The sequence below is a fragment of the Dermacoccus sp. NHGro5 genome (assembly GCF_017565385.1).
GTDB classification, from domain to species: Bacteria; Actinomycetota; Actinomycetes; order Actinomycetales; family Dermatophilaceae; genus Dermacoccus; species Dermacoccus nishinomiyaensis.
The window spans coordinates 1-24,659 of sequence record NZ_JAGEKQ010000022.1; the positions used below are offsets into that span (position 1 = coordinate 1).

At 68.5% G+C, this 24,659-nt stretch carries 25 protein-coding genes; 14 read left to right on the forward strand and 11 right to left on the reverse strand.

Annotation, left to right across the window (positions count from 1 at the left end; genetic code table 11):
- Window positions 1-102: 102 nt before the first annotated feature.
- Window positions 103-762, reverse strand: a complete 660-nt coding sequence (locus tag J4Z35_RS10220) for a hypothetical protein (protein WP_074041282.1) — start codon at window positions 760-762, stop codon at window positions 103-105.
- 585 nt (window positions 763-1,347) lie between these two features.
- Here J4Z35_RS10220 and J4Z35_RS10225 point away from each other — a divergent pair.
- Entirely contained in the window at window positions 1,348-2,637 is a 1,290-nt protein-coding gene (locus tag J4Z35_RS10225; RefSeq protein WP_131942120.1) for a hypothetical protein, read from the forward strand.
- 123 nt (window positions 2,638-2,760) lie between these two features.
- Here the strand turns inward: J4Z35_RS10225 and J4Z35_RS10230 are convergent, their stop codons facing one another.
- A complete protein-coding gene (locus J4Z35_RS10230; protein WP_136788961.1) occupies window positions 2,761-3,402 on the reverse strand; it encodes a hypothetical protein in 642 nt (213 codons plus the stop codon).
- A gap of 256 nt (window positions 3,403-3,658) precedes the next feature.
- Here J4Z35_RS10230 and J4Z35_RS10235 point away from each other — a divergent pair, with 256 nt between their 5' ends.
- From J4Z35_RS10235 to J4Z35_RS10260, 6 genes are all read left to right on the forward strand, one after another.
- A complete protein-coding gene (locus tag J4Z35_RS10235; protein WP_115296786.1) occupies window positions 3,659-5,059 on the forward strand; it encodes an LssY C-terminal domain-containing protein in 1,401 nt (466 codons plus the stop codon).
- A 419-nt stretch (window positions 5,060-5,478) separates the two neighbouring features.
- The gene (locus J4Z35_RS10240; RefSeq protein WP_040014584.1) at window positions 5,479-6,060 is read left to right on the forward strand and encodes a PadR family transcriptional regulator; all 582 of its coding nucleotides are present in this window, start codon (window positions 5,479-5,481) and stop codon (window positions 6,058-6,060) included.
- Window positions 6,042-7,688: a DHA2 family efflux MFS transporter permease subunit gene (locus J4Z35_RS10245; RefSeq protein WP_131941940.1), complete on the forward strand. Its 1,647-nt coding sequence runs from the start codon at window positions 6,042-6,044 to the stop codon at window positions 7,686-7,688. The genes J4Z35_RS10240 and J4Z35_RS10245 overlap by 19 nt, the downstream gene beginning before the upstream one ends.
- A gap of 203 nt (window positions 7,689-7,891) precedes the next feature.
- Window positions 7,892-8,323 (forward strand): universal stress protein, encoded by a 432-nt coding sequence (locus J4Z35_RS10250; RefSeq protein WP_006945137.1) that lies wholly within the window; start codon window positions 7,892-7,894, stop codon window positions 8,321-8,323.
- 157 nt (window positions 8,324-8,480) lie between these two features.
- Window positions 8,481-8,651, forward strand: a complete 171-nt coding sequence (locus J4Z35_RS10255; protein WP_006945135.1) for a hypothetical protein — start codon at window positions 8,481-8,483, stop codon at window positions 8,649-8,651.
- 204 nt (window positions 8,652-8,855) lie between these two features.
- Window positions 8,856-10,541: an alpha/beta-hydrolase family protein gene (locus tag J4Z35_RS10260; RefSeq protein ID WP_131941938.1), complete on the forward strand. Its 1,686-nt coding sequence runs from the start codon at window positions 8,856-8,858 to the stop codon at window positions 10,539-10,541.
- 76 nt (window positions 10,542-10,617) lie between these two features.
- Here J4Z35_RS10260 and J4Z35_RS10265 read toward each other — a convergent pair whose 3' ends face one another.
- Together J4Z35_RS10265 and J4Z35_RS10270 are read right to left on the reverse strand one after the other, a co-directional pair.
- Window positions 10,618-11,415: a hypothetical protein gene (locus tag J4Z35_RS10265; RefSeq protein ID WP_131941936.1), complete on the reverse strand. Its 798-nt coding sequence runs from the start codon at window positions 11,413-11,415 to the stop codon at window positions 10,618-10,620.
- A gap of 144 nt (window positions 11,416-11,559) precedes the next feature.
- Complete coding sequence (locus tag J4Z35_RS10270; RefSeq protein WP_131941934.1) at window positions 11,560-12,336, reverse strand: GTPase domain-containing protein; 777 nt, start codon at window positions 12,334-12,336, stop codon at window positions 11,560-11,562.
- Between the two features lie 188 nt (window positions 12,337-12,524).
- On the opposite strand from J4Z35_RS10270, the gene J4Z35_RS10275 reads away from it, so the two are divergent.
- From J4Z35_RS10275 to J4Z35_RS10285, 3 genes are all read left to right on the forward strand, one after another.
- Window positions 12,525-12,716 (forward strand): hypothetical protein, encoded by a 192-nt coding sequence (locus tag J4Z35_RS10275; protein ID WP_040014585.1) that lies wholly within the window; start codon window positions 12,525-12,527, stop codon window positions 12,714-12,716.
- Between the two features lie 209 nt (window positions 12,717-12,925).
- Window positions 12,926-13,261, forward strand: coding sequence for a DUF3072 domain-containing protein (locus tag J4Z35_RS10280; RefSeq protein WP_074046536.1), 336 nt, complete (start codon window positions 12,926-12,928; stop codon window positions 13,259-13,261).
- Window positions 13,262-13,466: 205 nt separating this feature from the next.
- On the forward strand, window positions 13,467-14,858 hold the full coding sequence (locus tag J4Z35_RS10285) for a deoxyribodipyrimidine photo-lyase (RefSeq protein WP_208065565.1): 1,392 nt from the start codon (window positions 13,467-13,469) through the stop codon (window positions 14,856-14,858).
- Between the two features lie 187 nt (window positions 14,859-15,045).
- Here the strand turns inward: J4Z35_RS10285 and J4Z35_RS10290 are convergent, their stop codons facing one another.
- A complete protein-coding gene (locus tag J4Z35_RS10290; protein ID WP_131941930.1) occupies window positions 15,046-15,630 on the reverse strand; it encodes an Ltp family lipoprotein in 585 nt (194 codons plus the stop codon).
- Window positions 15,631-16,196: 566 nt separating this feature from the next.
- Here J4Z35_RS10290 and J4Z35_RS10295 point away from each other — a divergent pair.
- Window positions 16,197-16,517, forward strand: a complete 321-nt coding sequence (locus tag J4Z35_RS10295; RefSeq protein ID WP_200829313.1) for a hypothetical protein — start codon at window positions 16,197-16,199, stop codon at window positions 16,515-16,517.
- A gap of 12 nt (window positions 16,518-16,529) precedes the next feature.
- Window positions 16,530-16,751 carry a hypothetical protein gene (locus J4Z35_RS10300; protein WP_200829312.1) on the forward strand — a complete coding sequence of 74 codons (222 nt, stop codon included), beginning with the start codon at window positions 16,530-16,532 and terminating at the stop codon, window positions 16,749-16,751.
- On the opposite strand, the gene J4Z35_RS10305 is transcribed toward J4Z35_RS10300, so the two are convergent.
- The 3 genes from J4Z35_RS10305 to J4Z35_RS10315 all read right to left on the reverse strand — a co-directional run bounded on the left by J4Z35_RS10305 (window position 16,680) and on the right by J4Z35_RS10315 (window position 20,128).
- Entirely contained in the window at window positions 16,680-17,390 is a 711-nt protein-coding gene (locus J4Z35_RS10305; RefSeq protein ID WP_208065566.1) for an FMN-binding negative transcriptional regulator, read from the reverse strand. The two genes, J4Z35_RS10300 and J4Z35_RS10305, sit on opposite strands and share 72 nt — an antisense overlap.
- Before the next feature lie 212 nt (window positions 17,391-17,602).
- Complete coding sequence (locus tag J4Z35_RS10310; protein WP_131941926.1) at window positions 17,603-19,090, reverse strand: MFS transporter; 1,488 nt, start codon at window positions 19,088-19,090, stop codon at window positions 17,603-17,605.
- A gap of 354 nt (window positions 19,091-19,444) precedes the next feature.
- A complete protein-coding gene (locus J4Z35_RS10315) occupies window positions 19,445-20,128 on the reverse strand; it encodes a B12-binding domain-containing protein (RefSeq protein ID WP_131941924.1) in 684 nt (227 codons plus the stop codon).
- Between the two features lie 148 nt (window positions 20,129-20,276).
- On the opposite strand from J4Z35_RS10315, the gene J4Z35_RS10320 reads away from it, so the two are divergent.
- Window positions 20,277-21,083 (forward strand): alpha/beta hydrolase, encoded by an 807-nt coding sequence (locus J4Z35_RS10320; protein WP_131941922.1) that lies wholly within the window; start codon window positions 20,277-20,279, stop codon window positions 21,081-21,083.
- A 65-nt stretch (window positions 21,084-21,148) separates the two neighbouring features.
- Here J4Z35_RS10320 and J4Z35_RS10325 read toward each other — a convergent pair whose 3' ends face one another.
- Window positions 21,149-22,006 carry an FkbM family methyltransferase gene (locus J4Z35_RS10325; protein ID WP_235006258.1) on the reverse strand — a complete coding sequence of 286 codons (858 nt, stop codon included), beginning with the start codon at window positions 22,004-22,006 and terminating at the stop codon, window positions 21,149-21,151.
- Between the two features lie 169 nt (window positions 22,007-22,175).
- On the opposite strand from J4Z35_RS10325, the gene J4Z35_RS10330 reads away from it, so the two are divergent.
- The gene (locus tag J4Z35_RS10330; protein ID WP_131941920.1) at window positions 22,176-22,778 is read left to right on the forward strand and encodes a DUF1648 domain-containing protein; all 603 of its coding nucleotides are present in this window, start codon (window positions 22,176-22,178) and stop codon (window positions 22,776-22,778) included.
- A gap of 123 nt (window positions 22,779-22,901) precedes the next feature.
- On the opposite strand, the gene J4Z35_RS10335 is transcribed toward J4Z35_RS10330, so the two are convergent.
- Both J4Z35_RS10335 and J4Z35_RS10340 read right to left on the reverse strand, forming a co-directional pair.
- Window positions 22,902-23,351: a GNAT family N-acetyltransferase gene (locus J4Z35_RS10335; RefSeq protein ID WP_131941918.1), complete on the reverse strand. Its 450-nt coding sequence runs from the start codon at window positions 23,349-23,351 to the stop codon at window positions 22,902-22,904.
- A 276-nt stretch (window positions 23,352-23,627) separates the two neighbouring features.
- Window positions 23,628-24,647 (reverse strand): DUF2797 domain-containing protein, encoded by a 1,020-nt coding sequence (locus tag J4Z35_RS10340; protein WP_186318502.1) that lies wholly within the window; start codon window positions 24,645-24,647, stop codon window positions 23,628-23,630.
- Between the last annotated feature and the right edge of the window lie 12 nt (window positions 24,648-24,659).

Here is a 24,659-nt window from a genome sequence, read left to right on the forward strand (position 1 = left end):
AGGGCCAAGCGCCCGCGGTGCACGGCTGAACGTGATGACCTTGCCCGAGATCGCGTCGTTCCCGACGCGATCTCGGGCAAGGTCACCGCGAGCCGTACGACATCACGCGCCGAGATCGTCCAGCCGAGCGATCCAGGGGTGGTTCGGTTCGGTAAGCGTCAGGGCATCCCGCAGCCATTCTCGTGTCGAACGCTCGAGCAGTGGCGCCGTGACGGTGAAGTCGCGCTCGTCCTTGTCGCGTAACCCGCGCGATTTCAAGAGCAGTTGCAGTTCCGGCCGGAGGTACCGCACGCCGTCTCGCTCCCACAGGGCTCGCGTCATCGGGAGGCGAAGGCGGGAATCGCGTTTGTAGACCCACTCTTGCTCGCTCCCCGGGCTGAGCAGGATGTCGTACTCCCAGGCGCTCGCGGCATCCGGCCTCGCCCAGATCTGCCCGCACCCGCGCGGGAGGACGTCGTCAGGCGCGCCATCCGCGTCGACGTCGGGAAGCAGTGGGGTCAATGAACCCGCCGCGGCGGCCCAGGCGTGCAGGCGTCCTGCGAGATGACGTCGAAGCAGGGGCAGGTCATCACGCAGTACGGACGGATCGATGTCGTCGTGTTCGCGTGATGCACCCGTGAAGGCCTCGATGGCCCAGCCCCCGGCGATCCACCACAAGCCGGGGTAGCTCGCGAAGAAGTGCTTGACGTCACTCGGGGTCAGCGGCGCCCACCTGCCGTAGAGAGCCAGGAAATCCTCGTCGGTGAGGTGATTCACGGTCATGCCAGCGAGACTAGGCGGAACACCGCGGCGGCGTGGAAAGCTGACGAGTATCGATTCCGTAGCCACGCCGTCGCGCTCGGACGCCCACTGGTTGCTGCCCATCAACCCCGCAGCGCACGCCGAGCACCAGCCCGACGACTGGCGCACCCGCTCGGACGCCACGGCGGTGTGGGCTGCCATCGGGCGCTCGCAGCCACTCGAACGCTGGTGCCTGCGCAGTGGCTACCGCACGATGCGGGCGGGGGACGTCATCTGGGCCTATCTCGCCGTGCGCCAAGAGGTGTGCGCTTTCGGTCGCGTGCGCGCGGTCGTCGAGGCTGACGGCGCCTGGTTCGTCGACGTCACCTGGGACGAGCACGCGACCCGGGCGCTGAACCGCAGCCCCGTCGCGCGAGGCCGTTTTCGGCCAGGTGCCGATGTCGACCTGCCGCGCGCGGGCGACGGCCGTCGAGGTGCTCTGCTGTGCGATGGAGGACCTGCTCTGACGCACCGTCCGGCGCGTCGACTTGGGCGCTCGTCAGGGGTCCCGCGTACTGTGGAACGGCAGACAAGAACACCGGGGGCAAACGGGAGGAACACGTGAGCATGGCCGCTGACGGCAACGGAACGACGAACGATGGACGAGGCGACGACGGCACCGCGAAGGCGCTGTCGAAGGCTGCGGTGGCGCGCCGCACCGTGCTGAGCGGCGCGGGCGTGTGGGCGCTCGCCGCATGCAGCACGTCGTCGAAGTCGGACGGCTCCGGCAAGGGCGTCAAGGCCGACAGCTCGGCCAAGGCGTCGGCGTCGTCGGCGAGCCCGCAGGGCAAGACGATCGGCGACGGCTCGATGAGCGACACCGGCCCGCAGCCGGGGCTCTACAAGCCCAAGAAGCTCAAGAAGGGCGACGTGCCGCCGCAGTTCGTCGTCGTGTCGTGGGACGGTGCGGCCGAGCTCGTCGACAACCCGTTGCTGTCGCGCTTCCGCAAGGTTTCACGTGAAACCGGCGCGCACATGACGCTGTTCCTCTCCGGCATCTACTTCCTGCCCGAGAGCAAGAAGACGCTCTACCATGCGCCGCACCACAAGCCTGGTGCGACCGACATCAACTTCCTGCCCGATGACTGCGTCCACGCGACGATCAAGGGCATCGGTGAGTCGTGGACTGAGGGCCACGAGATCGGTACCCACTTCAACGGCCACTTCTGCGGCCCGACGGGTGGCTCGACGTGGTCGCCGAGCGACTGGGGCAGCGAGATCGATCAGGCCCGCTCGTTCGTCGCGAACTGGCGGACCAACACCGGATTCCACGACCTGCCGCCGCTGCCGTTCGACTACGACAAGGAACTCATCGGCGGACGCACGCCCTGCCTCGAGGGCGGCGACAACCTGCGCACCGAGGCCTCAAAGCTCGGATGGCGCTACGACACGAGCAAGAGCACGCTGCAGATGTGGCCGAAGAAGGACAAGGGCCTGTGGGACATGAGCCTGCAGTCCATCCCGCTGGCCGGCACGCGCTTCCAGGTGCTGTCGATGGACTACAACATCATGTTCAACCAGTCGAAGGTGACGAAGGGCAACCCGGCCATGCACGCGACGTGGCGCAAGCAGGCCGTCGACTCCTACATGGCCGGGTTCAACCGTTCGTACGAGGGCAACCGCGCTCCGCTCGTCATCGGCAACCACTTCGAGGGCTGGAACGGCGGCATCTACATGGACGCCGTCGAGGAGGTCATGCGCAAGGTCGCCGCGCACAAGGACGCGAAGATGGTGTCCTTCCGTGAGCTGTGCGACTGGATGGACGCGCAGGACCCGAAGGTCGTCAAGAAGCTGCAGGCCCTCGCTCCCGGCGAGACGCCGCCCGGTGGCTGGGACGAGTACCTCGAACTCACCTGAGCCACTGCCCGGCGCCCCGGCTGGGTACACGCGGAACGGCCCGAACCTCTCGTGAGGTTCGGGCCGTTCCGCTGCCGGGTGTCGGCGAGGGCCGCCAGCAAGACTGGCCGCTCGCCGGATCCGTCATCGGGTGCGACGGCGAACGACGAGCGTGCCGCCCGCTGCGGCGAGAAGCGCGCCGCTCGCGAACGCAGCGGTGGTGTTCGTCGAGCTGCCCTCGTGCGTCATGTCGGTCTGCACCTTCGGGCCCACAGTGGTCGAACCCGTCGTCGTGCCGCCGGGGGTTCCCGGCTTGGACGGCGTGGGCACGGGCTGCGCCGACGCGCCGATCTTCACGTCGACGGTCTTCGTGACGTGGGAGTTGTTGGCGTCACCGCAGTACCAGAAGTCGAGCTTCACCTTGTATGTGCCGGGCTTGGTGTAGCGGTACTGGTAAGGAGACGAGAAGTTGAGTGGCGAGACGCCCTTCGAGGTGCACTGCAGGACGCCGGAATCACCGCCGGTACGGCCTTTGCCGTCACCGAAGTCGACACTCATGGAGATGGGGCCAGGGGTACGAGTCGTCGTGTGATCCGGCCCGTTGGCATAGTGCTGCGTGCCCTTGAGGTTGAAGTTGAATGCGACGGTGGTGCCGTCGGTCGTGTAGGTGATGCTTGGAGTCGCCGACACGCCGGGCCCGGCCGTAGGGGCTGCGTAGGCGGGGGCGCTGAACAGGGCGGCTCCGGCGAACGTCGTCAAGCATGTGGTGCGGACAAAACGGTTCATGGCATTTTCCTGTTCTCGAGTCGGTGCGTGTTGGACACACCTCCTTCTTCAGTATTGCCGTGTGTGACGTGGAACACGAGAGCTCGAGCCGAGAACTTCGACAGCCGACGGTGGGCGCGTCGGCGTTCGGCCTCCCGGCGTTCGGTCGCCAACCGCAACGGCCACCGCCACGCCGCCGGCCGGGATGCGGGGCGAACGCGGGGGACAATGGGGTGCGCACCCTCGTCCGGAGGGGGTCGTGACGGGGGGGAGGACCATGGAACGCGACCGACGCTCGAGCGAGACACGCGCGAGCACCGACCCCTCGCGCGCCCTGGCCCCGGTCCGCGAATCCGGCGCGGGTGAGGCCGCTGAGCCGGTCGTCATGATGGGCGGCCTCGGCCGGCATCTCGGGCTGGCATGGCTGGAGAACGTCTTCTTCTTCGCCGTCATGATCTGCTCGTTCGTCTTCGCCGTGCTGCTGCTACGCGAGGCGACGTGGTCGTGGTCGCTGCTCCTGTTGCTCGTCGGGTTCTGGGCCGTCATGGCCTACCTGGCGCTGCCACGGTTGCACCGCGTCCTCACGACGATCTACGTGCCCGACTACTTCATCGGCTGCAGCCGTACGACGGACGGGCGCCTCGGCGATCCCCTCAACCTCGCATTCATCGGCGACGAACAGCAGATCCACGAGACGATGACGCGCGCCGGGTGGGTCAAGGCCGACCCGGTGACGCTCGGGTCGAGCGTCCGCATCGTCGTGTCGTCGCTGCTGCGCCGCAGCTACGCCGAGGCGCCCGTCAGCCCGCTCGTGCTGTTTCGGCGCACGCAGGAGTTCGCCTACCAGCAGGAGGTGGACGGCAACCCGTCGCAACGTCACCACGTACGGTTCTGGCCGACGCCCGACGAGTGGTTGCTGCCCGGCGGCCGGCGGGTCGATTGGCTCGCGTCGGGCACGTTCGACTCCGGCGTCGGCCTGTCGTTCTTCACGCTGCAGGTCACGCACCGTATCGCCCGCGACATCGACACCGAACGCGACCACGTGCTGCGCACGGTGACGGACGCCGATCCGGCCGTCAGCGTCGAGATGCTCCACGACTTCACGAGCGGCTACCACAGCCGCAACGGCGGCGGCGACGCAGTGATGACGGACGGCGACCTGCCCGTCGTCGACCTCACCGCCGTTGCCGTCGCCCCGGGCGCGACGGTGTACGGCGCCAGCGAGGACGGGCAGGTGCTCGGCACGGTGGGGCGTCGCCCGCCATCGATCGTCGCGGCCTGCGTGCTCGCGGTGGCCTCTGCCCTCGTGTCGATGGCGGCGCTCGTCTGGGGCGGCGACGGTGTTCTGGGGCCGAACGGCCGGGACGTCCTCGGCGACGTTCCGGCCGAGTTGCCGACGAACGTCGCCCTGTGGATCGGGGTATTGACGTATGTGCCGATCCTGTGGCTCGCGTACCGCACGTTCTTCGGCGGGGTGTGGGCGCGACTCATCATGATCGCTCTCGTCACCCTGTCGCAGGCGAGCCAGATGTGGCAGTACCTGCAGGGCACGCGGCCGACGTTCGGCGCGTTGCTGTCCCTCTCCGTCGACCTGCTCGTCGTCTATGCGCTGACGAGCCTGTCGGCGCGCGATTGGGTCGAGCAGGGCCTCGTCGAGGGTGAGGGCGCCGCGGCCTGACGGTGTGGTGTTTCACGTGAAACGCGCTCGTGCTCTGCTCGTGGCTGACAGACTCGCTCGCCCGGTCAGTCAGCGAGGGTCTGCTCGATGCCCTAACGGTACGACCCGCGACCTCAGGGGCCGATGGCAACCTCTACACGGGTCAGAACCCGCAGTCGACCGGCGCCCGCGCCGAGCGGATCCTCGCCGACCTCTCCTGACGTCTACGGCTGCCCCGGCGCGACGGGCGTCGCGCCGGGGCAGCCGTGCGCTTCGCTCAGGGGTGAATGTGACCAAGAACCGCCGATGTGGCCATGAGTCGCGAAGGTGGACGAAATTCGCAGAGGTGGACGTAGATCGCCGTTGCGTACGGGGCGGGTGAGCAAGGTCACGGGAACGAGGGTTTCGTTTTTGAATAGTCCATGTGGAATAGTCATCGCGTGACCACAACAGACCCCCTGGAAGTGGCGCCGCTGGCGGTCGCCGTCCTCAGTCTTCTCGCGGAGCGCGACATGCATCCGTACGAGATGATCCAGACCCTCCGCGCGCGCCGGGAGGATCAGTGGGTGAAGCTGCGGCCCGCGTCGCTCTACCACAAGGTCGACGGGCTCGTGGCGCGCGGCCTCGCGGAGGTCGTGGGCACCGAGCAGGACGGCAACCGCCCGCCCCGCACGACGTACCGCCTCACGGACGCGGGGCGCGAGCTCCTCGTCGCGTGGATCAGCTCCGCCATCACCGTCGTCGAGAACCCCTACTTCTCGTTCTCCCTCGCCCTCGGCGAGCTCGAGGCTCTCGGCCCGGAACGCGCGGCGCGCCTGCTCACCGAGCGCGTCACCGTCCTGGACGAGCACATCGCCCAGATGCGCGACAGCCTCGAGCAGGGGCGCAACCAGGGCGCGAAACGCATCTGGATGCTCGCCCACGAACACCGCCTCGCCACTTTGACGACCGAGCGCGACTACATCGCCTCCGTCGTCCATGACATCGAATCGAAGGAACTCACATGGCCGACCAGCCACTGACCGACGACGCGTCCGCGACGTCGGGCGCGCCTGCGGCTCCCGCCGCAGGCGCCGCCCACTCTGACGCGGGCGCGTCCGTCGCCACGGGCGCCCCGCCGCAGCAGTCCGCGTCGGGGCGCCGAACTGCGGCAGATGCGGGCGCGAAGACGCCGGGCGCCGCGCCCGACATCAACCCGTGGGCTGCGCTGAGCGCCCTGCTCATCGGGTTCTTCATGATCCTCGTCGACTCGACGATCGTCTCCGTGGCGACCGAGACGATGGTCGACAAGCTCGACACGAGCCTCAACAACGTCCTGTGGGTGACGAGCGGGTACCTGCTCGCCTACGCGGTGCCGCTGCTCATCACCGGACGCCTCGGTGACCGTTTCGGCCCGAAGAACCTCTACCTCATCGGCCTGGCCGTGTTCACGTTGTCGTCGGCCGCGTGCGGCTTCGCCCCGAATGTCGGCGTCCTCATCGCCGCGCGCGTCGTCCAGGGTCTCGGTGCGGCGATCATGACGCCGCAGACGATGGCCATCATCACGCGCATCTTCCCCGCGGACGGTCGTGGCAAGGCCATGGGCGTGTGGGGTTCGACGGCGGGTGTCGCGACGCTCGTCGGCCCGATCCTCGGTGGTGTCCTCGTCGACCATGCCGGGTGGGAGTGGATCTTCTTCGTCAACGTGCCCGTCGGCCTCATCGGTCTCGCGATGGCGTGGAAGCTCGTGCCGTCGCTGCCGAGTCACGCGCACAAGTTCGACCTCGTCGGGGTCGCGCTGTCGGCCGTCGCGCTCTTCTGCGTCGTGTTCGGCATCCAAGAAGGCGCGCAGTACGACTGGGGCACGATCACGGGCATCATCTCTGTGCCGCTGCTCATCATCCTCGGCCTCGTCTTCTTCGTCCTGTTCATCCTGTGGGAGCGGCGATACAGGGGTGAGCAGCTCGTGCCGCTGCACCTGTTCGCGAACCGCAACTTCTCCCTTGCCAACATCGCTATCACGTCCGTCGGGTTCGCGATCACGGCCATGTCGTTCCCGATCATGATCTACGCGCAGGCCGTGCTCGGTTACTCGCCGACGAAGGCCGCGCTGCTGCTCGCGCCCATGGCCGTCATCTCCGGTCTGCTCGCCCCTGTCGTCGGTGGTCTCGTCGACCGCAAGCACCCCGCGATCCTCGCGGGCTTCGGGCTCGTCTGCTTCTCCGTCGCCCTGTTCTGGTACGGCCGGATGCTCGGCGCCGACACGTCGATCTGGTGGCTGCTCGCCATCGCCTGCCTGCTCGGTGTGGCCAACGGGTTCATGTGGGCGCCGCTCTCGGTGACGGCGACGCGCACCCTCGAACCGCGCTTCGCCGGCGCAGGTTCGGGCATCTACAACACGACACGTCAGATCGGCGCCGTCATCGGTTCCGCCGCCGTCGCCTCCCTCATGGATTCGCGCCTTCGCCACCACCTCGGTGAGCAGGCTGCGGGTGGCGCGCATCAGGCGGGCGGCGGTCACATGCCGACGCAGGTCGCCGAGCAGTTCGCCCGCGCCATGGGCGAGACGCTGTACCTGCCGGCCGCGGTGCTCATCGTCGGCATCATCGCCGCGGTGATGTTCACCAACCCGCACCGCAGGACGGGCCGCCACGCGGCCGACGCTCACTGAGCGCCCGAAGCCGAGGGCTCCGGACGAACATTGCCCGCGAACGCGTCAATGATGACGCGTTCGCGGGCAATGTTCGTCCGGGTTCGATGGGGTGGTCGCTCGATCCGTGCCAAAGGTCCCTGGCCCCGGGGCGCGTCGCGGCCCTAGCGTGAAGGTGAGACCCGGCGTCGGGCTCATCGCAACATTCACGAGAGGTGCCTCGGATGGCTGACAACACGACCAAGCCCATCGTCGTCGGAGTCGACGGATCGCCGTCGTCGCTGAGCGCCCTCGAATGGGCCGCGCAGCACGCCGAGCTGACGAAGCAGCCGCTCGAGGCCCTCGCGACGTGGCAGTGGCCCACCAACTACGGCTACGCCGTGGCGTTCGAAGCCAACTTCGACCCGGCGCAGGAGAGCACGCAGATGCTCGACGAGATCGTCGCGAAGGTGCAGGCCGACCACCCGAGCATCGAGGTGCGACCGCACGTCATCGAGGGCGACACGCGCAATGTGCTCGTCAAGCGCTCCAAGGAGGCGGCGCTGCTCGTGCTCGGCAGCCGCGGCCACGGCGAGCTGACGGGCATGCTTCTCGGCTCCGTCAGCGGCTACTGCGTCACGCACGCCGACTGCCCCGTCCTCGTCACGCGCCACTGATGCGCCACTGATGCGCCACTGACGCGCCACTGACGCGGCGCGGCCCGGCGCGTGACCGGGCCCGCGACCTGACGCGTCGAGGACGCGTCGGCTCCGATGGCGTCTGCACCCCGGCGGACGGTGGCGCGCGGCGCCGTCACGGGAGTAGGTTCGTGCCATGAGTGACACGAGCAGCGAGAACTACACCCCCGAGGTCGACCAGCAGGACGGCGGCCCCGGCGCCCAGACCGGCGGCGACGGCGGCGAGAACAATGATGTCGCGAGCGGCGGTCGCAGCGACGAGGGCAGCACCGACGAAGGCCAGCACGCCGACGCCGACGAGAGCTGACGGCGGCCGCCGCTGAGCGCGGTGGTTTGCCGCGAGCGTCGGCAGGCATGACACGACGCACGCGCGCACGCCTCACCTGAACACGACGCACGCGCCCCGGCGTCGAACCTGCGTGGCCGCGAGCCCCGCAGGTGACGACGCGACCGGGGCGCATGCGTCGTGCCGCTCTGGGACCATGGGGCAGACCCCGATCCGAGGAGCCTCATGCCGTCCACCGCAGCCCCCGCGCCGCCGCGCGTCAGGTTGCTCCTCGCACGCTTCTCGCACACGGGTCTCGTGTTCGCCGCGCTGTTCTACATCATCGCGAACACGCCGTCACTGCTGCCGCGCCCCTGGTGGATGCAGGGCCTCGTCGCGGCGCTGAGCGGGGTGTGCGGGTACGTTCTCGGCCTCGCGCTGGGGCGCCTCGTCCACGCGACGGCGCGCTGGTTGGGCCTGCGTGTCACGATGAACCCGCGTCGACGCGTGCTGCTCGGCCGCATCGGCATCGCGTTCGCGGCCCTGATCGTCATCAGCTTCCCGCAGGCGACGATCGACTGGCAGCGGGAGGTCAGCCGCCAGGTCGACGTCGACGGGCCGGGGTGGTGGTATCCGACCGGTTCGACGCTCGTCGCGGTCGTCGTGTTCGTCCTGTTCATCCTCGTCTGGCGCGGCCTCGCCGGGCTCACCCGCTTCTTCCTCACGAAGGTCTCCTCACGCATCGTGCGGGAGGCAGCGGCCCGTCTCGTCGCATCGGTCATCACGGTCGCGACGGTCGTCGTGGCGATCGACGTCGTCGTCGAACCCGCCGTCCTCGCCGTCGTCGGGGGCAACGCAGACCGCGTCAACCAGCAGATGCCGCGCGGTGAGTACGCACCGACGTCGTCGTTGCGCAGTGGTGGCCCCGGCTTGCCACTGACGTGGAACAGCCTCGGCCAGGACGGCGCGAAGTTCGTCGCCGCGGGGCCGGACGCGAAGCAGATCGCCGACGTGACGAAGAAGCCAGCCAAGGAGCCGGTGCGGGTGTTCGTCGGCGCGAATCAGTCGTTGGAGAAGAGCGCCGACCTCGCGGTGGCCGAGCTCGACCGCACCGACGCCTGGAAGCGCAAGGCGATGCTCGTCATCACGCCGACGAGCACCGGATACGTCAACCTGTGGGGCGCTGCCTCGTTCGAGTACCTGCTCGGCGGCGACACCTCGGCGGTCGGGATGGCGTACTCGAACCTGCCGTCGGCGTTCGGCCTGCTCACCGCGCCCCGCGATCCCGGCAAGGCGTCGCAGATCCTCCTCGAGAAGGTGCGGCGCCGCGTCGACGCCATGCCCGCGGCCCAGCGCCCGAAGGTGTACTTCACCGGCGAATCGCTCGGCGCCTACGGCGCGGACGACTCGTTCGACTCGCCGCAGCAGATGTTGGAGCGCACCGACGGCGGCGTCCTCAGCGGCACGCCCGCCTTCTCGCCGAACCGAGCGCGGCTGACGCGTGAGCGCGCGCCCGGCTCGACGACCATTGACCCTGTCATCAACGGCGGGCGTCACATCCGTTTCGCGGGCGAACCGTCGCAGCTGGGCGCCGACGAGTACGACCGCCCTCTGGGCGCGTGGCAGAAACCGCGCGTCGTCTACCTGCAGCACCCGTCCGACCCCGTCGTGTGGTGGTCGCCGCGCCTGATGTTCAACTCACCCGAGTGGCTGCGTGAGACGCGCGACAACACGCCGATGGCGCAGATGAGCTGGGCTCCGTTCGTCACCTTCTGGCAGGTCAGCGCCGACATGCTCGTCTCCAACGAGGTGCCCGGCGGTTACGGTCACCGCTACTTCGGCGCCGAGATGGTGCCGGCCTGGGCGAAGGTGCTCGACGTCGACCCCGGCTCGCGCGAGGATGCCATCATCGACGCCGTGGGGCGCCGCTGAGCGCGCTCGCCGTCAGCGATCATCGCCCGGAAATCGTCATCCTCGACGCGTTTGCGGGCAATGATCTGGCGGGCCGTCAGTTCTGACGCGTCGGATCGAGCTTGCCCGTCATCGTCACCCCACCGGTGCTGACGGTGAAGCTCGCGACCGCGTTCGTGCACGTCATGCCGCTGACGTTGCTCGTGCACGTCGTTCCTGCGGAGGTGAAGCTGCTGCCGTAGCCGAGCACGGCCGTGCCGTCCTTCTTCGTCACCGGTGCGTTCGGCACGCTCGACGTCCAGCGCGCAGCCTCGCCGTCGGTGTCGAAACCGGGGTCACCGGTGAGGAAACCGACGCCCTTCGGCGTCAGCATGATGTAGTTCGCACCGCCGTGCTTCGCCGAGACCTCGGGGGTGAGGTGGCAGCCGACGACGCCCTTCGTCATGTCGCACCAGTTGCGGCCCGTGGGCGTCGTGAACTGCGACCATCCCGTCGCCGCGTACGCATACGCCGTCGCGGTGCCGCTCGTCGACGGTGCGCTGCTCGCGGAGGCGGTCGGCCCTGCCGAGTTCTGGCTGCCGGACGGCGCCGCGCCCGAGCCGGTAGCGCTCGCCTGCGGCGCTGCGGAGTCGCTCGCCGACGCACCGTCGCTCGCGCTCGGCGACGCGGACGAGGCGCTCGCGGCCGTGCTGGAGGACGTGCTCGGGGACGTCGACGACGACGCGGAAGAGCTGCGCTCGGAGGGCGTCTGGCTCGGTGCGGCCTGCTGCGTCGTCGACGACGCGGACGACTGCGCCACCGTGGCGTTCTGCGACCCGCCGTCCTGGCCATTTCCGCACGCGGCGAGCGCGAGCGTCAGCAGGCCCGCGGCGGTGAGAGCTGGGACGGTGCGCATGAGTTCCCCTTGTCGTCGAACGGTGCCGACACGTCACGCCGTGCCGCACCTCCACTGTGGCAGAGATGGCGGCCGTGGCGAAGGCGCCATGCCGACCGAGACGACCCGGCTGAAACCCGTGCCCGGCAGCCCGATTCGCTCACGTCACAGGTGGCCGCTGAGCGCCGCCATGCGGGATTCGAGCTTGCCGACAAGGGCGTCGAGCTCCTTGGAGTTCTCGGCGCTGACGGGCAGGACGTCGATCGAGATCGTCGCTCCACCGGCGAGGGAGCGCAGTTCGTCGAGCTTCGCGGCGAACGGCGAACTGCTGCCGGGTGAGTAGTAGTCGACGGCCGCGTCGATGTCGTTCGGGTAGAGGTCGGCCTTCGTCACGGCGATGACGACCCACATCGGCTTGGCTCGGCGCACCGCCATCGCGGCGATGCGGTGCGCGGTGATCGTCCAGTCCTCCAGCTCCGCGGCGAGCTGCTCCTCGCGCGTGCGTGACGGCGCGGCGCCGCTCGTGCCGCCGGCGTGTCGCGGCGTCGCGTGGCCGTAGGAGACGACGTGGACGATGCCGTCGACCGGCTCCTCGTAGAACACCTCGTCGAGGGCTGCGAGGCGCGTCGCGGCGTTGTCGCCGGGCACGACGCGGAAGCGGAAACCCTTGAGCCGCGGCGACTTCGACGTCCGACGCTCCATCGTCGCCGAGCCGGCCTCGGTGACGGCGTCGGGGCTCGTGCGGCGCGCGAGACGGTCGACGAGGCGCGTCTTGCCGACGCCCGTCATGCCCGTGACGGCGACCGTCGGGTAGCGGCGATGCACGAGGGAGGAGATCTTCTCGGGTGCCGCGGTGAGGGCGGTGAGGGCCGTTCCGGCCAGGCTGGCGCCGGCAGCGGCGAGGCCGGCGTTGTGGCGGGCACCGGTGTTCTTCGAGGTCACGGTTCACCTTTCGGCAGAGGCTCGTTCGACGCCGGGGCGCCGAGCACTTTGCCCTCTAGTCAACCCGAAACGTCGTCGAAACGCCTCTCCGAGGGTTTCTTCGACGCCTTCGCGGTGCTGCGCGCTCGCCGCGTCCGACCATCCGCGTGGGTGGTGAACCAGCGGCCTGCGCGTCCTAGAGTGAAGACATGACTCGCGAAGACATCCACGAAGCAGCCAAGAACGACGACGCGGACGGCCAGAAGCCCGGCGGCGCTGGGGAGGTCTCCGAAGGCGGCAGCGGTTTCGGCACCGACAGTGAGGCGAACGTCGTCAACGGCGCCGACGCTGTGCCCGACAAGACGACCGGCGGCACCAGCCCCCGTACGCCCAACCAGTGAGCTGAGTGCCTCCGACCAGGTGCTGGCCGGCCCTGACCCCGAGGTCACGGCCCGCTCTGTCCCTGGAGGTCTCGACGGCGATCCGGCGACGGCGTGACGCGTCTGACAGTGCGCCGAATGTGTCCTGCGCGTGCGTCGCGCCGGCGAAATCACGCCCGAGGGTGTAGCGGTTGTCGGTGCCTCGGTCTAGCCTCACGAGCATGACTGACATGAATACGAATCAGCCCGACGAAACCCTCGGGGCGCACGCTCCGGGTGCCCCGAACGGTCAGGCTCAGCAGGCTCAGCAGGGCCAGGACATGCTCGGCGCGACGGAGCCGACGCAGGGTGGCCCGAACGATGCCTCCCTGCAGCGGGACCCCGACGAGTGGGCCACCGGCGACGAGCCGATGACCGAGGCGCAGAAGTCGTACCTCGACACGCTCGCCAAGGAGGCGGGCGAGACGCTGCCCGCCACGCTGACGAAGGCCGAGGCGAGCAAGCACATCGATCGCCTCCAGGGTTCGAACAACCGCGTCAACCAGCAGGGCACGCAGGGCAACTGAGGCAACTGCCAGACGCCACCGGTCGGCCTGGCGCGACATGTTTCACGTGGAACATATGGCGCCAGGTCGGGCGGAGGTGTGCTGCGACGAGCGGGCGGCGCACTGCGCGGTGACCACGGGTCATGCCCCCACCGGGGCTCGAGCGCGCACCGAATGACGTGTCGATGATGCCCAGCGCGAATCGGCAGACCCCACAATGGCTTCCATGACTTCTCTCGTCTGGTTCCGTGACGACCTGCGTACGTTCGACCATCCGGCGCTGCGTGCGGCGGTCGATCACGCCGTCACCTCCCAGGGCTCGCAGGAGTCGGATGACGGCGCGTCGTCCGAGCCCGCGGGCGTCGTCGCGCTCTTCGTCCTCGACGAGGAATCGGACGGCCTCCGCCCGCTCGGCGGTGCGGTGAAGTGGTGGCTGCATCACTCGCTCGTCGCCTTGCGCGCGAAGCTCGAGGCGCTCGGCATCCCGCTCGTCCTGCGACGCGGCGCCGCGCATGACGTCGTCCTCGATGTGGTCGAGACGTTCGACGTCGACTTCGTCGGCTGGAATCGCCGGTACGGCGGGCCGGAGCGCGTCGTCGACGCCGGGATCAAGGAGGCGTTCGCCGAGCGAGACGTCGAGGTGCACTCGTATGCGGCGAACCTGCTGTTCGAGCCGTGGACCATCACAACGGGTGGGGGCACCCCGTACCGCGTGTTCACGCCGTTCTGGAAGGCGTGCCTGAGCGAGCCCGAGCCGCGTGAGCCGCTCGACGCGCCGTCAGCGCTCACCCCGCCGTCCGCACTCGTCGAGCAGGCCGGCCAGGCGAGTGACGACCTCGACACCTGGGCGTTGCTGCCGACGAAACCCGACTGGTCGACCGGCATCGCCAAGGCCTGGACGCCGGGCGAGGACGCCGCGCACGAGCTATTCGCCGACTTCCTCGACGACGCCGTCGTCCACTACGCCACCGAACGTGACGAGCCGTCGAAGCCGGCGACGTCGCGCCTCTCGCCGCATCTGCGCTTCGGGGAGATCAGCCCGCAGACGATCTGGCATGCGGCGCGGCGCAGTGGCAAGGACGTCGAGACGTTCCTGTCGGAGGTCGGTTGGCGCGAATTCGCGTGGCACACGCTCTACGAGAACCCCGACCTTCACCAGGTGAACCTCAATCGGAAGTTCGACGCGTTCCCGTGGCCGCCGCTCGACGAGGACGCGCTGCTCGCATGGGAGAAGGGCGAGACGGGCGTCCCGCTCGTCGACGCGGGCATGCGCGAGCTGTGGGAGACGGGCACGATGCACAATCGCGTGCGCATGGTCGTCGCGTCGTTCCTGACGAAGAACCTGCTCATCGACTGGCGCATCGGTGAGGAGTGGTTCTGGGACACGCTCGTCGACGCCGACGCCGCGAGCAACCCGTTCAACTGGCAGTGGGTCGCCGGGTGCGGCGCAGACGCCGCACCGTACTTCCGCGTCTTCAACCCGGAGACGCAGCGCAAGAAGTTCGACCCCGACGAGCGCTACGTCCGCCGCTGGGGCGCTGACGACGGCCGCGAACCCATCGTCGACCTCGCCGAGACGCGCAAGGCCGCACTCGCGGCATACGAGCAGACGAAGTGACGTCTCACCGGGGCGCCGTCTGACCTTTCGCGTCCGGAGATAGCTGGGCACCGGCGCGTCTCTAATCGAGTGGATCCTGCGAAAAGTGCGCGAGGCGGGTGGCCCGTCGTGTAGGTCACCCGCCTCGCGCACTGTTGAGAAGACGTGGCGACGATCCACATTCGAGCTCGTCGCCAGGCCGTCGAGGTTACTTCGCGCAAGCGGTGGTCTGCTTTGCCCCGTACGTGGCCTCCTCCTGGGTGTACTTATCACCTGCGTCCGAGGACAGCTGCTGGATGAGGCGATCGCACGACATCGGCATAGTGTTCATGTAGTTTTTCGCGGCCTTGCCCGCCTGTTCCTTCCAGTTCGTGTCAAGGGTGTTCACCGCGGCGGTGGCGTCAGCGACTGAATACTTGTCACCGGCGTCCGACGAAAGCTGCCGGATGAGACCCTGCTTCGAGAAGGGCATAGTGGACAGGTAGTTTTCGCCTGCCTTGCGCGCGTTCTTCTGCACGTCTGTGAGCTTGGCCGCGGGGTCGTTCTGCGCGGCTGCCGACCCGCCGCCCGAGGGCTGACTGGTTGAGGTGCTCTTCGTCGACTTGTCATCTGAGCCGCCCTTGGTCGCCACGGTGATGACGATGATGAGGGCGATTAGGCCAAGGAGCCAGAAACGCTTCTTCTTGTACCAGGGGCGCGAAGCCTTGGCGTAGGCTTTCGACGCCTTGGCGTTGGCTTTTGCTTCCTTGTGGGTGGCTGGCTGGCTCTGGTTCGGATCCGCAGGCGTACTCATGTAGTTGTTCCTTGTCTATCGGAGCTTCGGCAATCGGCCTCACGCCGCTGCTAGGCCCCCGTGGTCGGGGGCGCGCGCAGGCTAGATAGTTAGCGTGGCCATGCGCATGGCTAAAGTAGCGCAGCGAATCCACCTGCGGGGCTCTTCCGCCACGAGGGGAGATGAGTGGGTCAACAGACGCCTCCCCTTCGCGCACGCCAGCTACGGCTGCGAGCCTGGTCCGCTCCGCAGAACCACGGTCCAGGAGCAACGTGTAGGCGTACGGCTTAACCGCAGGAGGCGTTGCCGCGATGCGCAACGGCCGTAGCCGGCACACATCGGTTCTCTGAGGATGACAGTGCGTGCGTGCGGTGTGAGGTAAGCGCTGCTGTGCCTGCTACGACAGCCCGTGGCGTCGGCGGGGAGCCGATGAGAGGGATGGCACCGAACGCCAGCCGACCGAGAGTGGCTAGCACTCCCCAACGCGGCCAGCGTCATGGTGAAGCGAGCCGGCGTTCCTTCCGCACAGCATGACTGGTCCCTCGCCACGCGGACCCGTCATGGCTTCACGCGTGGAAGGTGAACCCATGCTGAGTGACGACGAGATTCGGGCGATGACGTTCGAGCAACGACGCGACCTCATGCGTCGGCTCGAACGACCGCCGACGATCTCGCCGCGCCTCGTGAGTCGTCTCGGCGCGGTGCGGCGCGTCCGCATCATCCTCATGACGGTGTGCACGCTGGCGCTCGTGCCATGGATCATCTATCTCGCGTTCGCGTTGCCGCCTGTGTACGAAGCGCACAACTGGCGTTTCGCGTGGGTCGGATTCGACGTCATGCTGCTCGCCTTCATGGCGGTGACGGCGTGGTGCGCGTGGCAGCGGCGTCAGCTCGTCATCCTCGGGTAGTTCACGACGGGCATGCTGCTCGTCTGCGACGCCTGGTTCGACGTGACGACGGTGGCGCCAGAGGATCGCATCTGGTCGATCCTCGCAGCAGCGTTCATCGAGCTGCCGCTCGCGTTCATCCTCACCTACGGGTCGCTGCGCCTGCTGCGCGCGATCAGCGAATCACGTCTCCTGATCGAGCCCGGGCAGCGGTTGCGTCACGTCGAGATCACGCTGCCGCATCACGACGACTGAGCTCTCACCCATCGCGTCGGCGAGTTCTGCCGCGCCGCGTCCGTCGAGCTCGGTGGCGATGCCGTCACGCGCGCCGAGACGGTCGGCGTCGCTGCGATGCGACGACACCTTGAACCGGGCCTCCATGCGCTGCACGGAAATCCGGATGCCGACGATCTTCGTCAGCATGTCGTCCAGGTAGTCGCGCGGTGCCTGCCCCATGCGCCACGGCTCGTCGCGCCCGCCCTCCATCGCACCCGTGAGCTTCGCGACGACGCCGCGCACCCACCTCGGGTCGTCGTGCACCTCCAACTCTCCCCAGGCATGAGCGACGAGGTAGTTCCACGTCGGGACGACGCGGTGATGCTCGGCCTTGCTCGGATACCAGCTCGGCGAGACGTAGTGCTCGAGCGGCCCGAACGTCACGAGCGTCAGCCCCTCGTGACGGCCTTTCTGCCACAACGGGTTCGCACGCGCCACGTGCCCGATGAGCGCCTTGCCCGTCGGTGCGTCGTCATCGTCGACGAGCAGCAACGGCACCATGTCCGCCTGCGGCGTGACGCCGTCGTGCGTGATGAGCGTCGCGAGCGGATGTTTCTCAACGAACGCGGCGATCGTCTCGACGTCCGTGACGACGTCGTGCGGCGGGTTATAGGGCATGCCATCCAGTCTGACGCACCGCTCCGGCGGGCGCACGCAGCGCCCTCGGCGAGCCGGACATTCGCGACACGCGTTCAAGACGATCGACGGACGCGAGCGACGCGCGGCGGGTACCTGTCGTTCAGCCCGTCAGTCCAGCCCCGCACATACGAAGCGGGCCGCCCCTCCACGTGGGAGGGGCGGCCCGCCCGGCATGCGACGAGGTGCGCAGCTCAGCTGTTGGTGAGCACCTCGTCGGCCTCCTCGTACGGAGCGTCCTCACGGACGCCGGCGGCCTTGAGCTGATCGGCCTCGGCGTGCAGATCCTTGACGACGCCCTGCGCCTCGTGGTCGTGCTCGACCGACGGGGCCGAACCCCACAGCGGTCGACCGTTCGACTCGGGCAGGAAGTGCACCGAGACGAGGCCGATGACGCCCGCGATGATGAGGATGTACGCGGGCCACATGAGGTTGCCGGTCGCGTCGACGAGAGCGCCCGTGTAGAGGGCCGTCGTGCCGCAGAACGCGGAGATGAAGATGTTGAACGCGATCGACAGCGCACCGGCGCGCACGGCCGTCGGGAACAGCGACGGCAGCGTCGACGGCATGGTGGCGCTGAAGCAGATGAGCGACAGACCCATGATGATGAGACCCGCGATGACGGAGCCCTCGGTGTTGCGCGTGATGAGCATGAGCGACGGGAACGCCAGCACGATCAGCATGACGGAGCCGATGCGCACGATCGTCTTGCGCCCGATGCGGTCCGAGGCCAGACCGATGAGCGGGATGATCGCGAGGCAGATCGCCATGACGATGATCTGCGAGACGTTGTTCATGTTGTCGCTGATGCCCTCGCCGCCCTTGTGGTCGGTGACCGTCGACAGGAAGCTCGGCATGTACGCCGTCAGCATGTAGTTCGTGACGTTCCACGCGATGACGAGGCCGCCGCAGACCAGCATGGCGGGCCACATCTTGAACGTGTCCTTGAGCGAGACCTTGTTGTCCTTCTCGCGCTGCTCCGACTCGGCCTCGAGGGCCTCGAACGCCGGGGTGTCGCCGAGCTTCGAACGCAGGTAGACGCCGATGAAGCCGAGCGGCAGGGCGAGGAAGAACGGCAGGCGCCAACCCCACGAGTGCAGCTGATCCGTCGTGCACAGCGCCATGACGAGCGCCGACATGCCGGCACCGAGCAGGTAACCCGTGAACGTGCCGACCTCCAGGAGGCTGCCGAGGAAGCCGCGCTTCTTGTCGGGCGCGTACTCGGCGATGAACGTCATCGCGTTGCCGTATTCACCACCGGTCGAGAAGCCCTGCAGGACGCGGCACAGGAACAGCAGGACGCAGGCCCAGACGCCGGCGTGCGCGTAGTCCGGGATGAGGCCGATGGCGACGGTCGCGCCGGCCATCATGATCATCGTCATCGCGAGGACCTTGTTGCGACCGATGCGGTCGGACAGCGGGCCGAGGATGATGCCGCCGAGCGGGCGGAAGAGGAAGGCGACGGCCATGAGCGCGTACGTCATGAGCGTCGCGGCGGAGCCCTCGAGCGGCATGATGACGTCACCGATCGTGAGCGCCATGTAGCTGTAGACACCGAAGTCGTACCACTCGGTGATGTTGCCGATCGCGGCGGCGCCGATGGCGCGCTTGATGACGTCGGGGTGCGTCACCGTCACCTCGTCGACAGACCATCGTCGACGAACACTGTCCGGTCCGAACATGTGGTTTGCCCCTTTCACACGTGGGTCGGTTGTCTGACGTTTCTTCGCGATGCTATGGGAGGTCTCGACCCGGCACCAAACAGCAATCTGGCTGCGAATCAAGCAGATTGACAAAAGATCGACTGTCGATTCGTCGCTGTCGCGGGTTGCGAAGGGGGGGTTGGACGCCAGGTGACCACGTCGTGAGACGACGTACCGGCTTGTGCGCGTAGGGCGTTGAGGGGATGGCGAGGCTGGGAGCCGCTTCGGCGCAACCCCTCAGGAAGCTGAGGGCCCGAGGGGCGCTGCGCCGCCGCTGGCCGGCGGATCGGCCGGGACGATGATGTGTCGACCCTCACACGCCATCGGGTGCGTTCAGGCCGAGCGAGGTACCTGCGCCGGGTCGACGAGAGGCGCAGCGAGTCGGCCCGTCACGACGTCGGCGGCCTCGCGCCAGTCGTCCCCGAGAGCGACGACGCCGGGCACGCCCGCGAGGGTCGCGCCGGGGCCGGCGACGTAGACGAGTGTTGACCGCGCCATGACCGTCAGCTCCGAACGGCGGGCCGCGAACGACGTCGCCTTCATCCCCGAGATGACGCACGCCCGCGCGCTGGTGGCGCGCACGGCGGCGCTCGTCGCGGCCCACGGGGTGTTGGCGCCGAGCACGAGCGGCGCCCAGCCACGTTCGACGAGCATCGACGAGAACAGGTGGTTGGGCAGGTCGTGCAGTTCGCCGGGCGGGCACGTCAGGATGACGCGGGGGCGCGCGTCGCGCTCTGACTCGGTGCGAACCGCCTCGCCTCTGAACTCCGAGACGACGGAGCGGACGATGTTCGACGCGTGGTGCTCGTGCATGACGCTGAGTTCGCCGGCCGACCACATGACGCCGACGTGGTGCAGCGCGGGCACGAGGACGTCGGCGACGAGGGCATCGACGCCGTGCTCGTCGCGGGCGCGAGCGAACTCGGCGCGCAGCGCATCCTCGTCGAGGGTGAGGACGGCGTCGAAGATGCGCCGGCCTACCTCGGCCGTGAGGATGTCGTTCGTCTGCAGATCCATCGTCAGATCAACATATCCCGCGGACCTGTCGGGGCGAGGTGTTATTCGTCCTGTGCGGCATGGTCGTTCGCTGTTCGCTGTTCGCTGTTCGCTGTTAGCTGTTCGCTGTTCGCTGTTCGCCGGAGCCCCGGGTCTCTAGGCTCGTGGCATGAACTTCGTCGAACACGGTTCCGGTACCCCCATCGTGCTGCTTCACGGCTTCGACGCCGACCACCGGCTCGTGCTGCCGTTGGAGTCGGCCTTCACCGCGGGTGCGGCGCGCGAGGACGTCGCGACGACGGGCTGGCGTCGTCTCTACCCGGATCTGCCGGGCTTCGGCAGCACCCCGATCGGTGACGCAGCGAGCACCGACGACGTCGTCGAGCGTGTGCTCGCGTTCGTCGACGAGCAGATCGGTGACGCACCGTTCGCCATCCTCGGTGACTCGTTCGGCGGGATGATCGCCCGCGCTGTCGCGCACCGCCGTCGCGAGCAGGTGCTCGGGTTGGGCCTGCTCGCGGCGGTGTTCGTCGCGGACTCCGATGCCCGTAAGACGCCGGAGCAGACGGTGCTGCGACGCGATGACGACGCCGTCGCCCAGGTCGGGGACAAGGCCGACGACTACACGGCCGTCGCCGTGGTGCAGAGCGACGACACAGCCCGTCACTTCCTCGAGTTCGCCGCGCCCGGAGCCGAACTGGCTGACAAGGACGCGATGAAGAAGCTGACGGAGAACTACGAGCTGGGCGAGCAGCCCGAGGAGGAGGCGCCCTTCGAGAAACCGACGCTCATCCTCACCGGCCGCCAGGACCACCTCGTCGGCTTCGGCGACGCGCTGCGCCACCTCGAGCACTACCCGCGCGCCACGTACGCGACGCTCGACGGCGCCGGCCACAACGTTCACTTCGAGCGCCCCGACCTCGTCAGCGCCCTCGTCGCTGACTGGCTCACCCGCATGCGCGACCTGCCCGCCTGACGGGGTGTGACGGCGGGCTTGACGGGCGGCCGGATGGCGGCGTCCGGGTGGCGGCGCTCCGCGCGTCAGACCGGGTGGCTCCGGTAGGCAGCCTCGGCTGACGGGTCGAGCGCTCCGCGACGGATGAGTCCGCGCAGAGCGAGCAGCGCGACGCCGTGCTGGTCGTACACGTGATGCATGACGAGCGCGAGGTGCTTGAGAGCCTCGTCGTCGACGGTCTCGGCGTCGTCGAGGCGGGCGAGATCGCGCACGTAGAGCATGTCGGCCTCAACGAGCTGACGTGCGTGCGCCTCGTCGGTCGGTGCGTCGCGATCGGCCCATTGCACCGGTGCGAGTGGCCAAGTCTTCGTCGCGACGAACGCCTGTGGCACGAATCCCTGCGCGCGCAGCTCGACGTCCACATCGGCGAACGTCGGCTGATCGACGTAGAGACGGTGGAAGTTCACCTCGAGCTGGATGCTCGTCGCCGTGCGCAGGCGCTCGCGGCCGTTTCGAAAGATCATCAGCTCGGCGCCCTGCACGTCGATCTTGAGGTGGTCGAGCAACTCGATCTCGGTGATGTCGTCGAGGCGGGTCGTGTCGACGTCGACGCGGTCGACGACCTCGGCGAGCCGCGGGAAGTCGGTGAGCAGGGCGAGTTGCGCGGCGTCCGGTTCGAACAGGCTCGTGAATCCCGATTCGGCGCACACGTGCAGGGTGTGACGCTCGCCGTCACCGATGGCCGCAGGCAGGTAGCGCTCGTGCGGCCCGGCGGCGCGCTCGAGACGCGCGAGGGCGTCGGGTTGCGGCTCGAATCCGGTGACGCGGCACAGACCGTCGCGCAGCATCGGCAGATAGGGCGGGGTGTCGACCAGAGGATTCGCGCCGATGTCGACGACCTCGGTGAGGCGGCTCGGCTGCATTAGTTCCCGTAGAGCGGACATCGATGCTCCTTCGCGACGGCATGACGGGTCGTCGCAGTCTTTCAGGTGCGCGCAGATCCTTCGTCCGTGGGCAGGGGGAAGGGCGACCCGGCCATGCGCCGGACGGGTTGCGCCGGGGTCGATGCGCCCGTCTCCCCCGGAGGTGCCGGGCGTGGCATAGCGTGAGGTGGTGACGCAGACCTCCCGCTGGGACACCGGCTTTCCCGACCCCGAGCAACTGCGCGAGACGGCCCGTCAGGCGCGTCAGCTGCCGACCGAACCGATGAGCCGGGGCGTGCGCGCGATCGTCGGTGGGGCCGTGGCCGTCTGGCTCGTCACTGTTCTCGTCGTCTATTCGACCCTGCCCGAACGCGTACCGACGCACTGGGACGGCTCGAAACCCGACGACTGGTCGAGCCGCGCCGGGGCGCTCGTCGCGTTCTTCGTCGGCCCGATCGCCATCGGCGCCGTGCTGCGCCTCGTGACGTCGCTCGTCCTGCGCTGGCCGCAAGGCATCAACGCGCCGAACAAGGAGTACTGGCTGCAGACGCCGCAACGGCTGCGACACTTCGAACGGCTGGTTCGCGAGGACCTCATGCTCATCGGTGCTCTGACGACGCTGCTGTTCGCGGCGATCAGCGTGATGACGGGTGGCGCCGCGCATCGTGAAGGCGGGGAGCTGCCCGGGGTGTTCTTCGCCGTCATCATGATCGCGTTCATCGCAGGCATTCTTGGCCTCGTCGTGCGGATGCTGCTCGGCAGGCGCTATCAGCCGTCGGACGAGGCGGTGTGACCAGCTGCGATTCTTGTCCCCTTCTGCGATTCCTGTCCACATTCGTCACGTGACCGCTGGCGGCGAATGTGGACAGGAATCACAGTTGAGGACGGGCGGGGCTGCGTCGCGTCGACGGGTGCGTCAGGTTGATGAGTTGTCCGACGGCTGAGGACGCCGACGCTCAAGACGCATCCCGACGCTGCGGGGCGCAGTCTCGACGAAGCCGAGGCTCTCGTACAGTGGCCGGCCCGGCGCGTCGGCCATGAGCGTCACATAGGCACCGGACGGCGCGTCGTGTTCGATGCGCGCGAGCAACCGAGTGAGAATCGCCCGCCCGAGGCCCTGACGCTGATGCTCCGGCGAGGTGGCCATGTCGGCGACCATGAAGTACCACCCGCCGTCACCGATGACGCGGCCCATCGCGACGACGTCGCCGCTCGCGCGATGACGAACCGTCACCCATGCCCACGAGTTCGTCAGGGCCGGCGCGCCCTGCTCGGCGGTGCGGGGTGTGAGGCCGCTGATTCGTCGCAGCTCGAGGTAGGTCTCGAGATCCGGTGCGGAATCGAGCAGTTCGTAGTCGGTGTTCACGGGGCCTCCTGGTGGTGGGACGAAGTGGGAGAGAGGGCGGCGATAGAAGGTCGACGGGAGCGCGGGGAAGCGTGAGCCACGGTGCGTGAGGCCCGATCGCGATGCACGATCTCGTCGGCTCAGATGCACGCAGGTGCATCTGAGCGCATGGCGGCTGCCTCGTGGTGACGTCGATGTTGCTCATGGCAGGAGAACAGAGCCTGGGCGAGGTGTGCGACGCGCCCTGAGACGTACGTGAGCCCTGCGACCGCGCATCTGTCAGCCCCCGGCACCCTGTCAGAACAGACTGTGCTGCGCGACGGATTCCGGCGAGCGAGCGGCGTCGTCGAACGTGACGCGGCGCCCGCCCAGTGCGTCGAGGTCGACGAGCATGAGCGAATCGGCCGCGCCTTCCGCCGCATCCCCGGCCACGCCTTCGGCTTCGGCCACGCCTTCGGCTTCGGCTTCGGCTTCGACTTCGGACGCAGCGTTGACCTGAACCAGCGCGACCGATCCGACGAGGCTGACGGGCGTCAGGCAGTGGGATCCGCCGGTGACGGGGTGGGCGTAGACGGGGTGGATGCCATGGCCGGCGTCGAAGAACGCCGCGTGCAACGCCGGGGGTTGCCACGCCTCGTGGGGCATCGAGCGCGCGCAGAGGCCGCGCGTTCGCAGGTGCGCCTCGACGGCGGCGACGCAGTCGGCGTGCGCGCCATCGAGCGCCGTTTCGTGCAACGCCCGGGTGAGAGCGGCGGCCTTGCTCGTCTTGTGACGCGCCTGGGGCACACCGACGTGCTCGGTGACGGCGTCCTCGAGAACTCGAACGGCGAGCCCGTCGTCCGTGCGTGCGACGTACGTGGCCCGCACCGCGCCCTGCTCGTCGAGACGAACTCGCTTGCGCGCATCGGACGCCGTACCGACCTTGTGCGCGCCGTCCGCGAACGTCGCGATGTAGAGCCAGTGAGGTTGCGCCAGGTAGCGACCGAGCGCCTCCGGTACATGGCCACCGCGATGCGCGTGGTGCATGAAGCGCGACTCGTCGCGGCTCGCACACCGCTCGCACTGACGGCCCGTGGTGGCGAGACGCGCGCCGGCGCAGGGCTCATGACGGCCACCGCTCGACCCCGTGGCGATGAACACGCCGGTGCAGAATCGCCCCGTCGGGTCGACGTGGAACGCGAGACGTTCACCGACCAGGTTCAGCGTTCGTCGCTCGGTCTCGAGGGGGATCGAGATGACGAGATGCGGCTCCCCACCCGTCCAGGAGACGGAGTGCGCGAGGAACGGCGTGTCGCGAGGAACGCTGGGGCGAGGCATGGCTCCATCCGA

Excerpts from the sequence above, each read along its gene's own strand:
- J4Z35_RS10310 (WP_131941926.1), bottom strand. The coding sequence starts at position 19,090 with ATGTTCGGACCGGACAGTGTTCGTCGACGATGGTCTGTCGACGAGGTG.
- J4Z35_RS10285 (WP_208065565.1), top strand. The coding sequence starts at position 13,467 with ATGACTTCTCTCGTCTGGTTCCGTGACGACCTGCGTACGTTCGACCAT.
- J4Z35_RS10300 (WP_200829312.1), top strand. The coding sequence starts at position 16,530 with ATGCTGCTCGTCTGCGACGCCTGGTTCGACGTGACGACGGTGGCGCCA.
- J4Z35_RS10290 (WP_131941930.1), bottom strand. The coding sequence starts at position 15,630 with ATGAGTACGCCTGCGGATCCGAACCAGAGCCAGCCAGCCACCCACAAG.
- J4Z35_RS10265 (WP_131941936.1), bottom strand. The coding sequence starts at position 11,415 with ATGCGCACCGTCCCAGCTCTCACCGCCGCGGGCCTGCTGACGCTCGCG.
- J4Z35_RS10340 (WP_186318502.1), bottom strand. The coding sequence starts at position 24,647 with ATGCCTCGCCCCAGCGTTCCTCGCGACACGCCGTTCCTCGCGCACTCC.
- J4Z35_RS10280 (WP_074046536.1), top strand. The coding sequence starts at position 12,926 with ATGAATACGAATCAGCCCGACGAAACCCTCGGGGCGCACGCTCCGGGT.
- J4Z35_RS10230 (WP_136788961.1), bottom strand. The coding sequence starts at position 3,402 with ATGAACCGTTTTGTCCGCACCACATGCTTGACGACGTTCGCCGGAGCC.
- J4Z35_RS10235 (WP_115296786.1), top strand. The coding sequence starts at position 3,659 with ATGGAACGCGACCGACGCTCGAGCGAGACACGCGCGAGCACCGACCCC.
- J4Z35_RS10245 (WP_131941940.1), top strand. The coding sequence starts at position 6,042 with ATGGCCGACCAGCCACTGACCGACGACGCGTCCGCGACGTCGGGCGCG.
- J4Z35_RS10260 (WP_131941938.1), top strand. The coding sequence starts at position 8,856 with ATGCCGTCCACCGCAGCCCCCGCGCCGCCGCGCGTCAGGTTGCTCCTC.
- J4Z35_RS10305 (WP_208065566.1), bottom strand. The coding sequence starts at position 17,390 with ATGCCCTATAACCCGCCGCACGACGTCGTCACGGACGTCGAGACGATC.
- J4Z35_RS10255 (WP_006945135.1), top strand. The coding sequence starts at position 8,481 with ATGAGTGACACGAGCAGCGAGAACTACACCCCCGAGGTCGACCAGCAG.
- J4Z35_RS10315 (WP_131941924.1), bottom strand. The coding sequence starts at position 20,128 with ATGGATCTGCAGACGAACGACATCCTCACGGCCGAGGTAGGCCGGCGC.
- J4Z35_RS10320 (WP_131941922.1), top strand. The coding sequence starts at position 20,277 with ATGAACTTCGTCGAACACGGTTCCGGTACCCCCATCGTGCTGCTTCAC.
- J4Z35_RS10275 (WP_040014585.1), top strand. The coding sequence starts at position 12,525 with ATGACTCGCGAAGACATCCACGAAGCAGCCAAGAACGACGACGCGGAC.
- J4Z35_RS10225 (WP_131942120.1), top strand. The coding sequence starts at position 1,348 with ATGGCCGCTGACGGCAACGGAACGACGAACGATGGACGAGGCGACGAC.
- J4Z35_RS10250 (WP_006945137.1), top strand. The coding sequence starts at position 7,892 with ATGGCTGACAACACGACCAAGCCCATCGTCGTCGGAGTCGACGGATCG.
- J4Z35_RS10220 (WP_074041282.1), bottom strand. The coding sequence starts at position 762 with ATGACCGTGAATCACCTCACCGACGAGGATTTCCTGGCTCTCTACGGC.
- J4Z35_RS10325 (WP_235006258.1), bottom strand. The coding sequence starts at position 22,006 with ATGTCCGCTCTACGGGAACTAATGCAGCCGAGCCGCCTCACCGAGGTC.
- J4Z35_RS10295 (WP_200829313.1), top strand. The coding sequence starts at position 16,197 with ATGCTGAGTGACGACGAGATTCGGGCGATGACGTTCGAGCAACGACGC.